We start from the raw sequence: 14029 nt of genomic DNA on the forward strand, positions 1-14029 counted from the left end.
GGCGCGGGTGAAGCCCTGGTCGAGGGTCAGCCGGCGGCGCTCGGCGCCCGCTTAGCGTCCCGCGGGCGGGATCTCGAACGGCTGGTCATACATCCGTACGTCGCGCGCAGTTGTCAGCGGCATCAGCCGGGCCGCGCCGATCTCGCGGAAGTGGTCGGCGGCGCGGTGAGCCGCGAATGCCGCCGGGTCGACGTACTTCTCGATGCTCACGTACCGCTCGGGTGAGCCCTCGGAGCGGAACACCTCGTAGGAGAGACAACCCGGTTCCTCGCGACACCCTGTGGCCGCTGCCGCCGAAGGCTCGTTGGAGTGCCTTGATGAGGCCCAGCCGCACCGCGACGCACGGCCCGCGCGGCAGACCGGGCAGGATGGCCTGGTGCCCCACGCGCCGAGGTCGAAGCCGACCGTACGAGCCCGTACCGGTGCGCCCGAGTACGCCAGGGCGCCCGGCAGGCCGCCATCGTTGACCTCGACCAGGACGACAGGAACACACCCTTGACGGACACGGCGTCCTTCCTGCTCCAACGCCTGCACGCGGCCGGCCTGACCGACGTCGCCGCGGTCGAGCCGGCCACCGGAGGCCTCGCCGCGACCGCGGGTCTGGCGCGCCGCGATGACGGCACGTCGGTCTTCGTCAAGGCGTTCGACGAGCCGCCGTCGGACGACGTCTTCGCCGCGGAAGCCGAAGGGCTGACCGTGCTGCGCGAGGCGGGCGTCGCCACGCCCGAGATCGTCCTCGCCGACCGCGACGTCCTCGCGCTGACCCTGCTGCGGCCCCGTCCGGGCACCGAGGCCTTCTGGGAGCAGCTCGCGCATGCGCTCGCCCGCCTGCACACCACCACGCGGTACCCGCGGTTCGGATGGCACCGGGACAACTGGCTCGGCCGTCGACGGCAGGTCAACACCTGGGACGACGACGGGTTCGCGTTCTTCGCCCAGCACCGCCTGCTGCGCTGGCTCGGCGAGCGGCGCGTCCAGGGGGCGCTGGACGCCGGGGACCGGGCCGCGCTGGAGCGGCTGTGCGACCGGCTGCCCGAGCTCCTGCCGGTCAGGCCCGCGTGCCTGACCCACGGCGACCTGTGGGCGATGAACGTCATGGTCACCCCCGACGGGCGGCCCGCCCTGATCGACCCGGCCGTGTCCTACACCTGGGCCGAGGTCGACCTGGCCCACCTGTGGACGACGGCGCCGCCCCCCGAGGCACACGTGTTCTTCGACCGCTACGCCGAGCTGACCGGGCTCGACAGCGACTGGCGCGAACGCATGCCGATCCTCCAACTGCGCCAGCACCTGGCCGTGATCGCCCAGTTCGACCCGGACTGGGGCGCCGCCGATCTCGTGCGCGCCACGCTCGCCCCTTTCCGGAAGCGGCCCTGAGCGCGGCCGAACAGCCTCTCACCTCGGCCGGGAGCAAGCTGGGTGGGATCATCCTTGCGGGTCGTGAACCCCGAGTGGCTCTTGGGCCGGGCCATCACCGGCCACCCTGCCTCTCCAGCTCCGCCAACCGTGCCTGTTGCCGGTCGAGGTCCTCGCGGGTCCTGCCGGTCGCGACGGCGGCTTCGGCTGCCCGCTTCCGGGCCGTCGCGTGTTCGTCGCGCCGGGCCTTCTCGGCGGCGCGGGCGGACGCGAGGTGCTGCTCGGCCCGCTCCAGGGCGGCCCGGGCCCGCTCGGCGCGTTCGGCTGCTGTGGCGGTGTCGGCGGCCAGGCGCTCGACCTCCTCGCCCAGTCGCGTGGCCTCGCGGTCGGCGGCCTGCTGCACGTCCTCGGCCCCGGCCAGGGCCGCCTTCGCCTCGGCTACCCGGCCTTCCGCTTCCTGTCGGGCGGATGCCCGGTGGATCGCCCCCTCGGACCTCCCGGCCTGCACCGCCTTCCCTCTCCGTGGCGGTCCGGCCTTTCGTGCGGGTGCCGTCCTCGCCATGCCGCCCACCCGGAGCCCGGGCGGGGCACCGTCGGACGCCGGTGGCAGAGCGCCCGCCTCCTCCAACGCCGCACTGAGCCGGCCCGCCGCCAACGCCACGGCGGCGTGTTCGTCGGCGAGTGCGGCCCGCAGGGTCTGCTCCACCTCGCGCAACTGCGCCTCGCCGAGGTGCTCGCCCGCGTCGGCGGCCGACCGGCGGGCCTGCTGCGTCAGCGCCGCGACCAGCCGGTGTCGCTGTGCGGACAGCGCCCGCAACTCGGCTCCGGCGAGCCGGTCCTGCGCCTCGCGCAGGGCACGGCCGAGCTCCAGCAGCGGCCCGACCTCCGCGCCGTGGCGGCGCACCAACTGGTTGACCGCGAACGCGGCGAGGGTCGGCTTCCGCAGCGCCTTGACCTGAGCGGCGAGCTCCCGGTCGCCGGCCTGCCGGGCCTCGGCCGCCGCCTGGTCGCGCGCCGCGGTGAACTCGCCCGGACGCACGGCGTAGAGGCCGTCCGCGACCTGCTCGAACTCCATCACCGCCTCCGCGATCTTCCGGTCCGTCCCTTCGATTCGCTCACCCGCGGCCGCGGACCGCACGCCCGAGTGGGCCGACGGGCAGGTGGGCGCTCTGCCCGGGGTGTCTCCGGTGCCCGGGCCCGGGGGCGGGGCGTAGCGTGAAGTGGTGCGGGTGCGGAGGTCGTTTGTGCTCGTGGGCGAGGAGGCCGTGGTGTCGGGACACCGGTTGAAGGCGAGCACGCGCCGGGTGGGGCCGATGGTGGTGTGCAGCTTCAGCGGGGACGTGGTGCAGGAGGCCGCCGCCGTCGCCGAGAACGTCCTGGACAAGGCGCTCGCGGAGGAGCCGGCTGTCCTGGGGGTGGACCTGAGCGGGGTGGGGCTGTTCACCTCGACGGGCTTGAACGTGCTGATCCAGGTCCGTAAGAGGGCCGCGGCGACGGAGATCCCGCTGGTGCTGATCGCTCCGAGTCTCGGGGTGCGCAGGGTCCTCGAGCTCACCGAGACCGGGTTCCTGTTCCCCGCCTTCGACACCGCCGAGCAGGCGGTGAGCGGCCTGGACGGCCTGACCGGCGGCCGCGGCGCGGTGTAGCGGCCGGGCCGGGGGGCACACGCGCCGTGACAGGTTTCCGCCGACCAGGGCACACGGGATCCGCTATGGCACCGGCCCACGACCAGCACCGCCACCTCAACATGTTCCCCGGGGACCGCACCGCGGCGGCACTGGCCTTCGCGCGCCGCACCCTGGCCGACTGGCGCCTGAGCGACCCGGGCGCCGCCACCGACGTGCTGCTGGTCGCGGCCGAACTCCTCGCCAACGCCGCCCAGCACACCCCCGGCCCCCGCCGGCTCGACCTCGATCTGGACCGGGACCTGGACCGGCTCACCCTCACCGTCACCGACCCCTCGTCCGATCCGCCGCGCCTGCGCCGCCCGCACCGCCCCGAGCTGCCCCACGGGCACGGCCTGGTGATCGTCGACCGGCTCGCCCTCGCCTGGGGGCACCGCCCCACCCCAACGGGAAAGGCCGTCTGGGCGACCCTGCCGGCGCCCGCGCCGTGGCACGGCCCGCGGTGACGGCGGCCGGTTCCGGGCGACGCCCCGAACGGCCCGCTGCCGCGAGCGGTCCCCGTTCCTGACCGGGCACCGGGAGGGCGGCGGGGGAGTGGCGGGCTTCGTCCGTTCGGCGGCCACCCGTTCGGCCATCGGAGGGCCGCGGGCGGGGCCGTCCGAGGGGATGCCAGCGCGTCGTGGGTTCGCGGACGAGGGGTCGTGACGAGACTCGGGCGTCTCATCGTTCGCACTCGCCGGAAGGACCCAGGTGGCAGCAGATCAGCGTGTGTCGCCCGCACGGACAAGACGATGGCTGGGCCGAATGCTGAGCGCCGGCCTCGCCGCGACGCTCGTGCCGTTCGGACTGGCCGGTGTCGGCCCCGGCGCCTGGGCGGCCGGGCTTCCCGGCGGTCTCGGGCCGTGCCTGGGGGCGGAATGCCCGGCGACGTTCCCGCCGGTGAACAACGGGCCCTTCGCCGGCCGCGACGCCAACATCAACGTGTTCGTCGGCGGCGACTTCAACGTCACCGGCTCGGCCGCGGAGGCCGAGGGCCGAGTGGTGACCCTCGGCAACTTCTCGCAGAACAAGGCAGCGGGCGGCAGCGCCGTCTACAACGTCGGCATCGCGGGCGTCGGATCGCGCGTTCCCCCGCCGGACGGCTCGGACTTCCTCGCCGCCGGCGGCAACGTCACCGTCGCCCAGGGCCAGCGGCTGATCGCGGAAGGCGGCGTCGTCCGCCACGCCGGCACGGTCAGCGGCACCGTCGAGGGCACCGTCGTCCAGGACCCGCAGGCCGTCGCCGCCTACACCCCGCTGCGCGGGCAACTGCAGGCCGCCAGCGAGTGCTACGCCGGAATCGGTGCGCCGCGGCCCGCCACGGGGACCGCGGTCAACCAGAGCTTCCAGACCCTGTTCACCGGTGACGGCACGTCAGCGCTCCAGGTGTTCAACGTGGACTTCGACCTGACCACGAGCGGCGGCGCCCAGCAGGGCATCGCGTTCCAGAACATTCCCGCCAACGCGACCGTGCTGGTCAACCTGACCGGCGCCGCCCGCACCGTCAGCACCTTCAGCGGCGGCCTGGACGACAACGACCCGCTCAACCAGCTGCGCGAGCGCCTGCTGTGGAACGTCCCGACCGCCGGCTCCGTCACCTTCACCGGCACCGGCCAGTTCCAGGGCAGCATCCTGGTGGGCAACCCGGCCAGCACCACCACCGTCAACATGCCCGGCCTGAACGGGCGTTTCTTCAGCACCGGAACCCTGAACCACACCTCCGGCGGCTCGGGCGGCACCGGCACGGAGATCCACGCCTACCCGTTCAACGGCGACCTCCCCGAGTGCGGCACGCCCACCCCCACCGCGTCGACCTCGGTCACCAAGGTCGACTCCGACACCGCGCAGCCGCTGGCCGGCGCGGTGTTCCAGCTGTGGCGGGAGAGCAACGGCGTCGCGGGGCTGCAGACCGACGGCGCGGACCCCGACACCAAGGTCGGCGCGCCGTGCACCACGCCGGCCAACGGCCAGTGCTCGGTCACCGGCCTGCCGCTGGACACCTACTACTGGCAGGAGACGGCGGCCCCGCCCGGCTACGACCTGCCCGCCCAGCCCGTCACCCAGGTCGACCTCACCACCGACGGCCAGAACGCGGCGGTCACCGTCCGCGACACCCGGACGACGGTGATGGCGACCGCCTCGACCAGCGTGACGAAGACCGACGCCGCCACCAACGCGCCGCTGGCCGGTGCGGTGTTCCAGCTCTGGCACGAGACCAACGGCGTCACCGGCCTGCAGACCACCGGGGCGAACCCGGACACCGCGGTCGGCCCGCCCTGCACCACGCCCGCCAACGGCCAGTGCTCGGCCACCGGTCTGGCGCTCGGGACGTACTACTGGCAGGAGACCGCGGCCCCGCCCGGCTACGACCTGCCCGCGCAGAACGTCAGCACCGTCGTGCTCGGCACCGACGGCCAGAACGAGGCCGTCACCGTGCAGGACGCGCGGACCGCCGCGCCGACCGCCGCCACGAGCGTCACCAAGGTGGACTCGGAGACCAACGCGCCGCTGGCCGGTGCGGTGTTCCAGTTGTGGCACGAGACCAACGGCGTCACCGGCCTGCAGACCACCGGGGCGAACCCGGACACCGAGGTCGGCTCGCCCTGCACCACGCCCGCCAACGGCCGGTGCTCGGCCACCGACCTGCCGCTGGGCACCTACTACTGGCAGGAGGTGTCCGCACCCGACGGCTACGACCTGCCCGACCTGAACGTCAGCACGGTCCTGCTCAGCGCCGACGGCCAGAACGAGGCCGTCACCGTGCAGGACACCCGCACCGCCGCACCGACGGGTTCCACCACCGTCACCAAGGTCGACGCGACGACCGATGCGCCGCTCGCGGGCGCGGTGTTCCAGCTGTGGCGGGAGACCAACGGCGTCTCGGGCCTGCAGACCGGCGGAGCCAACCCGGACACCGAGGTCGGCTCGCCGTGCACCACGCCCGCCGACGGCCGGTGCGAGGCCGGCGGTCTGCCGCTGGGCACCTACTACTGGCAGGAGACGGCGGCTCCGCCCGGCTACGACCTGCCCGCCCAGCCGGTCAGCACCGTCGTCCTGAACGCCGACGGGCAGCACGTCCCGGTGACCGTCCAGGACACCCGGTCGCCCGTCCCGCTCGGCTCCACCACCGTCACCAAGGTCGACGCGACGAGCAACGCGCCGCTCGAAGGCGCGGTGTTCCAGCTGTGGCACGAGACCAACGGCGTCACGGGCCTGCAGACCACCGGGGCCAACCCGGACACCGCGATCGGCTCCCCGTGCGTCACCAGTGACACCGGCGTCTGCACGGCGAACAACCTGCCGCTGGGCACGTACTACTGGCAGGAGACCTCCGCGCCGGAGGGCTACGAGCTGCCCGCGCAGAACGTGACCACGGTGGTGCTCACCACCGGCGGACAGAACGTCCCGGTGACCGTCCAGGACACCCGGACGCCGGCCGGAACGGGCTCCACCACCGTCACCAAGGTGGACGCGACGACCGACGCGCCACTGGCCGGAGCCGTCTTCCAGCTGTGGCACGAGACCAACGGGGTCCCGGGCCTGCAGACCACCGGGGCGAACCCGGACACCGCGGTCGGCGCGCCCTGCACCACCCCCGCCACCGGCCAGTGCTCGGCGACCGGGCTGCCGCTGGGCACGTACTACTGGCAGGAGACCTCCGCGCCGGAGGGCTACGAGCTGCCCGCGCAGAACGTGACCACGGTGGTGCTCACCACCGGCGGACAGAACGTCCCGGTGACCGTCCAGGACACCCGGACGCCGGCCGGAACGGGCTCCACCGGCGTGACCAAGCTGGACGCGGGGACCGGCCGACCGCTGGCCGGCGCGGTGTTCCAGCTCTGGCACGAGACCAACGGCGTGTCCGGTCTGCAGACCACCGGGGCGAACCCGGACACCGCGGTCGGTGCGCCCTGCACCACCCCCGCCACCGGCGTCTGCCGGGGGACCGGCCTGCCGCTGGGCACCTACTACTGGCAGGAGGTGTCGGCGCCGGACGGCTTCGACCTGCCCGCCGAGCCGGTGACCACCGTCGTCATCGCCGCCGCCGGCCAGAACGTGCCGGTCGTGGTCAAGGACGCCAGGACGCCGGAGGAGGGACCGGGCGAGACGAAGGTGATCAAGGTCGACGCCGAGACCGGCGAGCCGCTGGCCGGCGCGGTCTTCCAGCTGTGGCGCGAGACCAACGGCCACCCCGGCCTGCAGACGCTCGGCGCCAACGCCGACACCAAGGTCGGCGAGCCCTGCACCACCGGCGACGACGGCGTCTGCGCCGCGCAGGACCTCCCGCTCGGCACCTACTACTGGCAGGAGGTCTCGGCCCCGGACGGCTACGCCCGGCCGGCCGACCCGGTGACCAAGGTCGTCCTCACCAAGGACTGCCCCTGCGTCGAGGTCACGGTGAAGGACACCCGGCTGTGCCCGCCCAAGCCGCGCCCGCCGAAGCCCTGCCCGCCCGAGCCGTGCCCGCCGAAGGGCGACCACGGTCCGAACAAGCCGTGGGACCGACCCCGTGAGAGCTGACGGGTAGTCACACCCCCGCAGTCGAGGTGCCCCGGTCCGCCACAGCGGGCCGGGGCACCTCGGCGTTCCCGGGAGCGCCCGCTCAGTTGCGGATGCCGTACACGACCTGTCCGGCGGTGTGGTCGACGACGTAGGCCTGGTAACTGTGGCCCGGGCCGTCGTAGTACCAGGGGGACTCCGCGCCGCTGTACGAGTCCCAGCCGAACCGCCCGTCCAGCAGTGCGAACTCGCAGTGGCCGTCGGTCCGGGTCGGGTTGATGGCCTGGAAGTCGTGGTACAGGCCGTCGGTGTAGAGGTGGAGCTCGATCTTCTGGTCCGCGGTGCAGTTCGGCGTGCTGAGCCAGTGATCGCCCTCATTGGCGGCGAAGGCCGGCGCGGACGTCGTCAGTGCGAGCGCGGCGGCGGCGCCCAGGGCCGCGACGGCGACGCGCAGCGGAGTACGGCGAGACAGCATGAGACGTTCCCCCGAAAGTCGTTGCCCGGCACCCGCCTCGACAGACACCCCGCCGGCTCGGCCGGACCCGCTCATGCTGGCAGCGGCCGCACCCGGGGACAAGACCGCCCGGCGCTGACGGAACGTCATCCGGACGGATCAGAACCAGGCGTCGGGGCCGGTGGGGCCGGTGGGGCCGGGCGGGGGATCTCTGCGGATGACGGTGACGCCGCGCCAGGTGATCGCCAGCCCGACGAGAACGACCAGCACGGGGAGGGCGAAGAGCGTCCAGTCGACCTGGTCGGCAAGGACGGCGCGGCCGGGGCGGGTGAGGACGGTGACCCGCTCGCCGGGCACCAGGTCGTCCGGGGCTCCGGCGAGGTCGTCGAGCGGCAGCGGGTCGGGTGCGGCCACGACGATCGCGCGGGCGGACGCCCCTCGTACGTGCCGGTCGTAGTCGGCGACGAGGACGGTCGCCTCGACGCGGGTCGCACCCGCGTAGTCGTGACGGACGTGGACGAGCGGAACGCAGTAAAGGACACCGATCAGCGCGACGATCGGGCCGATCAGGATGCCCAACTTCCCGATGCGGAATCCGGCCACGGTGACGCCCCCAAATCGCCTCGCACGACTGCGGGTTGATTCTGTCGGTCCGGGCCCGTGCCGTAAAGGCGCGCGCGACTTCTGCCGGTCACGGCGGAGAAGGGGCGGCGGACTATTCGGTTGCCGGGGAGGGGTGGACCTGCGACGGTCGCGGGCATGGATGTGGTGCTGGGAGACAGGGCACGGTTCGCCGCCGAGGTCGGCGAGCCGGGCCCGCTGTGCCGGGTCGATCTCTGGGCAGCCGGGAAGTGGCTGACCTGCGACGACAACATGGCGTACACCCCGCAGTTCCGGCGGGACGTGTCGATGGCCGCTGCCCGGCTGCGATCCGGTGAAGGCTCTCCGCTGCCGTTCGCCGGGCTCTCCGCCGAAGCCACCCATCGTCGTCTCGCGCGAAGTGCGGGGAGCGACGACGGGGCCGAGGCCGAGCGGGAGCTGCCGAGCCGGTTCCGAGCCCTGTCGTGGGGGCCCACCACCGACGGTGTGACGGCCTTTCTGTTCCGCGAGCGGGACCGGCTGGTGATCACGCTGGAGTTCTGGCGCGAGGAGCACCTGGTCAACCATCCGGAGGACGCCGGTGCGGTCTTCGTGGTGGAGATCCCGGCCCAGGAGTTCGCTGCGATCCTCGAAGGCATCGCGGCCGCGCTCGGCGGCGACCGGAGCACCAGGCGTTCCTGATGCTCCGGCGGCGTCGGTGGCGGCAGCCGCCGGGCGTCGTCAGCGGCGCAGGAGTCGGACGGTCTCGGTGCGACAGTGCCAGGCGATGACGGCCAGCGGGACCATGAACAGGAACGGGGTGCCGGCGTTCTCGCCGTGCATGGCGGTGAGCTGGGTGACGAACGCGCACAGCAGGAAGGCGATCAGTGCCGTTGCGGCGGGTCCGGCCCAGCGGGGGAGGAGCAGACCGATCGCACCGGCGAGCTCCACGGCCCCGGTCAGGTACATGAACCAGTCGCCGACGCCGATGGCGTCGAAGACCGTGGTGGCCGCCGGGAGCGCGAGCAGCTTCGGCAGGGCACTGGCCAGGGCGAAGAACAGCGCGAGCAGCACCCGCAGGGTCCAGACCGTTCGGACGACGGCCTTCTTGGCGGGCGCGGCGGACTGCGCGGGCTGCGTGGGCTGCGCGGTGGGGGTGGTGCTGGTCATCTGGGGGTCTCCCGGAGTCGGCGGTCGTTGCTTGCTCTCACCGGCTTCGACGGCGGAGGCCGCCCGAACTCATCGGTCCCTGGGAGAACTTCTGCCCCGGTCCGCTGCGCAGGCCGTCGCCCCCGGGTGACGGCAGGTCAGTCGGGCGGGGCGAGCTCCGCGATGAGGCGGGTGTACTCGCGGGCGACCGCCGCGTTCGGGGCGAGGTCGCGGGCGGCCCGGTAGCTCAGCACGGCCTGGTCGGTGCGGCCCAGGCGGCGCAGGGCGTCGGCGCGGACGGCGGGCAGGGCGTGGTGGGTGGCGAGTTCCTTGGGGGTGCCCAGGGCGTCGAGGGCGTCCAGTTGGGCCTGCGGGCCGTCGCGCATGCCGACGGCGACGGCGCGGTTGAGCTGGACCACCGGGTTCGCCCGGAGGGCGAGGAGGCGGTCGTACAGGGCGGTGATCGCGCCCCAGTCGGTGGCGGCGGCCACCGGGGCGAGCGAATGCTCGGCGGCGATCGCCGCCTGGAGCGCGTACGGACCGCCGGACGCGGCCGCGTCGCGGGCGAGGGCCGCGCCCTCGGCGACGAGAGCGCGGTCCCAGCGGGTGCGGTCCTGGTGTTCCAGCGTGATCGGGCTCCCGTCCGGGCCGAACCGGGCGGCCCGCCGGGCGTGTTGGAGCAGCAGCAGGGCGAGCAGCCCCCGGGCCTCCGGCTCCTCGGGCACCTCGGCGGCGACGAGCCGGGCGAGCCGGATCGCCTCCTCGGCGAGCGCGTCGCGGACGGCGCTGCCGTCGCTGGGCGCGTACCCCTCGGTGAACACCAGGTACAGGACGGCGAGGACCCCGCCCAGCCGTTCGGCGCGCGCGCCCGGCGGCGGCACCCGGTACGGGATGCCGGCCGCCGCGATCTTGCGCTTGGCGCGCAGGATGCGCTGCGACACCGTGTCCTCGCCGACCAGGAAGGCGCGGGCGATCTCGCGGGTGGTCAGCCCGCCGACCGCCCGGAGGGTGAGCGCCACCCGGGACTCCAGCGGGAGCGCCGGATGGCAGCAGGTGAACACCAGCCGCAGCCGCTCGTCCTCGCGGGGCTGCGGCTCGCGGACCGCCTCGACCTCCGCGAGCGCGGCGAGCTCGGCGAGTCTGCCCTGTTCGGTCGTCCGGCGGCGCAGCACGTCCAGCGCGCGGCGCCGGGCGGTGGTGGTCAGCCACGCCCCCGGCCGGTCCGGCACGCCGTCGCGTTCCCAGGCCGGCAGGGCACGGGCGAACGCGTCCTGCGCGCAGTCCTCGGCGAGCTCCCAGTCCCCCGTCAGGCGCACCAGGGTGCCGAAGACGACGCCCCACTCGGCGCGGTGCGCCGCGGCGAGCGCCGCCCGTACCTCCGCCGGCCCGGCGGTCACGCGAAGTCCGTCCAGAACTCGCGCAGTTCGGCGATCCCGGCCCGCGCCATCGGCGAACGCGCGAGGTAGTCGATGACCTCCTGCCGCTCGCCGTCGACGAAGACCAGCCCCGTCACCCACTGCGGTACGTCCGTGTACGCCTCGTCGGTGATCAGGACCTCGCCGTTCCGGCGGCGGACGAGCGTGGCGTCGTGGACGGGGCGCAGGTGCTCGCCGCCGAGGTAGCGGCCGCGGGCGAGGCCGTCGCGGACCCACGCGGCCACCGCTGCCGGGTCGGGATCGGCAGGCTGCGCGGTCGGGTCGGTCCGGAAGATGCCGAGGTAGCGCGCGGCAGGAGCGTCGCCGTCGTGCGGGACGCTGTCGGTGCCGGGGCCGAGGTCGAGCGGATCGACCGGTCGGATCTCGATGCGTCCGGCGCTCGCCATCGGGTGCGACGCGGCGACCTCGATCGCCTCGTCGAGGTCCGCCGCCTCCAGCAGGTCGTACCCGGCGATCCACTCGGTGGTCTCGGCGAACGGGCCGTCGGTGACCAGGACCTGCTCCCCGCGGACCCGGATCGTGCGGGTCTCGGCGACCGGCTTCAACGGCATCCCCTCCAGCCGGACCCCGCGCCCGTTCCACTTCTCCACCCACGCCTGCGGGTCCTCCTCGGTCGCCTCCCCGGTCGGGTCGGCGGCGATGAACAGTACGTACCTCATGACAGTCCCCTTTCGAGCGGTTCACCGGAACGACGAACGGCCGTCGCCGAATCCGACAGGGCAGCGGAGAAATTCTCCCGCCGATGTTGCTGCCGGTGCCGGATCCCGAGCGAGAGGCACGAGCCGACCGTGCCGCTCCGCTCACCTGCCCGGTCCACCGACTCCGCGCGAGCGCTGCGGGGTTGGAACGCCGACGCCAAGCGCGGCACCCTCCCCACCCGCACCGGCTCGGGAGCCGGGGACAGTGGCGGTGGTCCCCGCGGTTGTTCGTGATCGTGAGGCGGAGCCGCTGTTCGCAGTGATCGAGACGTCACCGGCCGCGCTGCGTTCAGCGGCGCGGCCGGGCGAGTCGGACGGTGGGGGTGCGGTCGGGAGGCTCAGGTGGCGGCGATCGGGACCAGGAAGAAGACCCGGCCGCCCGGGCCCTCCACCCGGAGCGGGGTGTCGGGCAGCATCTCGAACACCGCGTCCGCCACGTCCTGCGGGTCCGCGTCCCGCGTCAGCGGAGCGCGCAGCGCCGCGCGCACCGCCGCCCGCGTCTCCACGGACGGGAGCGGCGCCGGGACGCCCTCCCGCGCCTCGGCGACGCACTCCAGCAGTTGGTCCTCCGTCAGGCCGTCGTCCAGGCCGCGCCGCAGCGCGACCGCGGCGGCCTTCGTCGCCAGCGCCGCCCGCGAGTGCGCGCGGCAGATCTCGCCGTCGGTGCCGACGGGGTGGAAGTAGCGGGCCGTGCCGATGTCGAAACTCACAGCAAGCCTCCAGAGCGAGCAACGGTGGCGGAAATGCCCCGAGATGTGAATGCAGCAAGTACCTTGACCTGCAAACATATTGTCTCCCGCGGGACTGACAACCGACCGGTCCGGGCGCGTGCCCGCGACTCCCCGGCACCTGCCGGGGCGGGGAGTTACTCCGCGGCGCGGCGGGGAAAGGTGCTCGGCCCGGCGGCGTAGTCGTCGGTGCGGATGCTGCACCCGCACCAGTCGCCCGTGCACGGCGCGTCGGCCTCGGCTCCGTAGGGCCCGCGGCCGGTCATCAGCCGGAGCACCGTCAGGCGATCCTGGGCGGTGAGAACGGGCAGGGTGGCCCGGGGCCGCAGCTGCCAGGTGCTCGGGACGTCGTTGAGGTCGCCGATCACCTGGCCGTCCACGAACAGGGTGTAGAGGGGATGTTCGGGGAAGTCGTTGAGCCGCAGGACCAGCCAGCGGCCGTCCAGCCGCGCCGCGTAGGGGAAGACATTGCTGTCCACGGTGTGCCACGCGACCAGCGCGGGCAGCGCGGGCAACCCGGGGAAGGACATGACAGGCGCTCCTGGGTCGACGGGGGGCGGACGCCGCCGGCAGCGAACCTAGCGCTGGAAGGTCACGTGCGTCACGCCGGACGGTGAGGAGACCGACTCCACCGAGGTGAAGCGCTGCTCCAGGCCCTCCATGCCGTCCCAGAGCCGCTCGCCGCGGCCGAGCAGGATCGGGACCACCACCAGGTGCAGATGGTCGATCAGGTCGGCGGCCAGGAACTCGCGGACGACGGTCGGGCCACCGCCGATCCGGACGTCCAGGCCGCCGGCGGCCGCGCGGGCCTGGCGCAGCGCCTCCTCGGGTGAGGCGTCGATGAAGTGGAAAGTGGTGCCGCCCTCCATCTCCAGCGAGGGGCGCGGGTGGTGGGTGAGCACGAAGACCGGCGTGTGGAACGGCGGGTTCGGGCCCCACCAGCCCTTCCAGTTCTCGTCCGGCCACGGACCGCGCTGCGGGCCGAACTTGTTCCGCCCCATGATCTCCACGCCGATGCCGGGATCGGTCGCCTGCGCGAACGCCTCGTCCACGCCGGTGCTGCCGCCGCTCTGTCCGCGCATGGCGCGGAAGGTCTTGGTCCGGAACGCCCACTCGTGCAGGCGCATCCCCGCGTGCCCGAAGGGTGCCTCCTCGGTCTGCCCCTCTCCGGTGGCGAACCCGTCGAGCGAGATGGAGAAGTTGTGCACCCTGACCCGGGACATCGGCGGTCCGTCCTTGTGAATGGGAGCCACCGGATCGATGAGCGGCGGCTGAGTTGCCGTCAGCATGGCACGCGCCACTGACAATGCGGTGGTCAACGCGCTCGGCACGCGGCGGCGCGGCGGTGCCCGGCCCGCGCCGGGAGCGCTCGGTCCGGCCCGGACCACGCCGCAGCGGGGGCGCGCATCCCCCGTGAGAGCTACCGCAGTTGTCCCTGCGCGGGTGACTCGCGGCGAGCGGTGGA

Annotated in this window: 15 protein-coding genes; 5 read left to right on the forward strand and 10 right to left on the reverse strand. The window is 73.9% G+C overall.

Going from position 1 to position 14029, the window contains the following annotated elements; translation table 11 throughout:
- Positions 1-51: 51 nt before the first annotated feature.
- Entirely contained in the window at positions 52-534 is a 483-nt protein-coding gene (locus BX266_RS40435) for a putative quinol monooxygenase (RefSeq protein ID WP_099908632.1), read from the reverse strand.
- Here BX266_RS40435 and BX266_RS34455 point away from each other — a divergent pair.
- The gene (locus tag BX266_RS34455; protein ID WP_099906431.1) at positions 496-1377 is read left to right on the forward strand and encodes a fructosamine kinase family protein; all 882 of its coding nucleotides are present in this window, start codon (positions 496-498) and stop codon (positions 1375-1377) included. The genes BX266_RS40435 and BX266_RS34455 overlap by 39 nt on opposite strands.
- Positions 1378-1471: 94 nt before the next feature.
- Here the strand turns inward: BX266_RS34455 and BX266_RS34460 are convergent, their stop codons facing one another.
- A complete protein-coding gene (locus BX266_RS34460; RefSeq protein ID WP_099906433.1) occupies positions 1472-2431 on the reverse strand; it encodes a hypothetical protein in 960 nt (319 codons plus the stop codon).
- 193 nt (positions 2432-2624) lie between these two features.
- On the opposite strand from BX266_RS34460, the gene BX266_RS34465 reads away from it, so the two are divergent.
- The 3 genes from BX266_RS34465 to BX266_RS40440 all read left to right on the forward strand — a co-directional run bounded on the left by BX266_RS34465 (position 2625) and on the right by BX266_RS40440 (position 7541).
- Positions 2625-3002 carry an STAS domain-containing protein gene (locus BX266_RS34465; RefSeq protein WP_143687063.1) on the forward strand — a complete coding sequence of 126 codons (378 nt, stop codon included), beginning with the start codon at positions 2625-2627 and terminating at the stop codon, positions 3000-3002.
- A 65-nt stretch (positions 3003-3067) separates the two neighbouring features.
- On the forward strand, positions 3068-3487 hold the full coding sequence (locus tag BX266_RS34470; protein WP_099906437.1) for an ATP-binding protein: 420 nt from the start codon (positions 3068-3070) through the stop codon (positions 3485-3487).
- Positions 3488-3920: 433 nt separating this feature from the next.
- Positions 3921-7541, forward strand: a complete 3621-nt coding sequence (locus BX266_RS40440) for a SpaA isopeptide-forming pilin-related protein (RefSeq protein WP_259464996.1) — start codon at positions 3921-3923, stop codon at positions 7539-7541.
- 82 nt (positions 7542-7623) lie between these two features.
- Here the strand turns inward: BX266_RS40440 and BX266_RS34480 are convergent, their stop codons facing one another.
- Positions 7624-7995, reverse strand: a complete 372-nt coding sequence (locus BX266_RS34480) for a hypothetical protein (RefSeq protein WP_099906439.1) — start codon at positions 7993-7995, stop codon at positions 7624-7626.
- A gap of 138 nt (positions 7996-8133) precedes the next feature.
- Entirely contained in the window at positions 8134-8577 is a 444-nt protein-coding gene (locus BX266_RS34485) for a hypothetical protein (protein ID WP_143687064.1), read from the reverse strand.
- A gap of 156 nt (positions 8578-8733) precedes the next feature.
- On the opposite strand from BX266_RS34485, the gene BX266_RS34490 reads away from it, so the two are divergent.
- Positions 8734-9255, forward strand: a complete 522-nt coding sequence (locus BX266_RS34490) for a hypothetical protein (RefSeq protein WP_099906443.1) — start codon at positions 8734-8736, stop codon at positions 9253-9255.
- Between the two features lie 39 nt (positions 9256-9294).
- On the opposite strand, the gene BX266_RS34495 is transcribed toward BX266_RS34490, so the two are convergent.
- The 6 genes from BX266_RS34495 to BX266_RS34520 all read right to left on the reverse strand — a co-directional run bounded on the left by BX266_RS34495 (position 9295) and on the right by BX266_RS34520 (position 13787).
- Positions 9295-9723 (reverse strand): DoxX family protein, encoded by a 429-nt coding sequence (locus BX266_RS34495; protein WP_099906445.1) that lies wholly within the window; start codon positions 9721-9723, stop codon positions 9295-9297.
- A gap of 137 nt (positions 9724-9860) precedes the next feature.
- Complete coding sequence (locus BX266_RS34500; RefSeq protein ID WP_099906447.1) at positions 9861-11099, reverse strand: RNA polymerase sigma factor; 1239 nt, start codon at positions 11097-11099, stop codon at positions 9861-9863.
- Positions 11096-11797, reverse strand: a complete 702-nt coding sequence (locus BX266_RS34505; protein ID WP_099906449.1) for a YciI family protein — start codon at positions 11795-11797, stop codon at positions 11096-11098. Before BX266_RS34505 ends, BX266_RS34500 begins: the two co-directional genes overlap by 4 nt.
- Before the next feature lie 377 nt (positions 11798-12174).
- A complete protein-coding gene (locus BX266_RS34510; protein WP_099906451.1) occupies positions 12175-12546 on the reverse strand; it encodes a hypothetical protein in 372 nt (123 codons plus the stop codon).
- Positions 12547-12701: 155 nt separating this feature from the next.
- On the reverse strand, positions 12702-13094 hold the full coding sequence (locus BX266_RS34515) for a hypothetical protein (protein ID WP_099906453.1): 393 nt from the start codon (positions 13092-13094) through the stop codon (positions 12702-12704).
- 48 nt (positions 13095-13142) lie between these two features.
- Complete coding sequence (locus BX266_RS34520) at positions 13143-13787, reverse strand: dihydrofolate reductase family protein (protein ID WP_099906455.1); 645 nt, start codon at positions 13785-13787, stop codon at positions 13143-13145.
- Positions 13788-14029: the final 242 nt, after the last annotated feature.

The organism is Streptomyces sp. TLI_171 (assembly GCF_003610255.1).
Classification (GTDB): domain Bacteria; phylum Actinomycetota; class Actinomycetes; order Streptomycetales; family Streptomycetaceae; genus Kitasatospora.

Bases quoted from the DNA above. Each gene is read 5' to 3' on its own strand.
- BX266_RS34460 (WP_099906433.1), bottom strand. From the start codon at position 2,431: ATGGAGTTCGAGCAGGTCGCGGACGGCCTCTACGCCGTGCGTCCGGGC.
- BX266_RS34470 (WP_099906437.1), top strand. From the start codon at position 3,068: ATGGCACCGGCCCACGACCAGCACCGCCACCTCAACATGTTCCCCGGG.
- BX266_RS34480 (WP_099906439.1), bottom strand. From the start codon at position 7,995: ATGCTGTCTCGCCGTACTCCGCTGCGCGTCGCCGTCGCGGCCCTGGGC.
- BX266_RS34490 (WP_099906443.1), top strand. From the start codon at position 8,734: ATGGATGTGGTGCTGGGAGACAGGGCACGGTTCGCCGCCGAGGTCGGC.
- BX266_RS34495 (WP_099906445.1), bottom strand. From the start codon at position 9,723: ATGACCAGCACCACCCCCACCGCGCAGCCCACGCAGCCCGCGCAGTCC.
- BX266_RS34505 (WP_099906449.1), bottom strand. From the start codon at position 11,797: ATGAGGTACGTACTGTTCATCGCCGCCGACCCGACCGGGGAGGCGACC.
- BX266_RS34515 (WP_099906453.1), bottom strand. From the start codon at position 13,094: ATGTCCTTCCCCGGGTTGCCCGCGCTGCCCGCGCTGGTCGCGTGGCAC.
- BX266_RS34520 (WP_099906455.1), bottom strand. From the start codon at position 13,787: ATGTCCCGGGTCAGGGTGCACAACTTCTCCATCTCGCTCGACGGGTTC.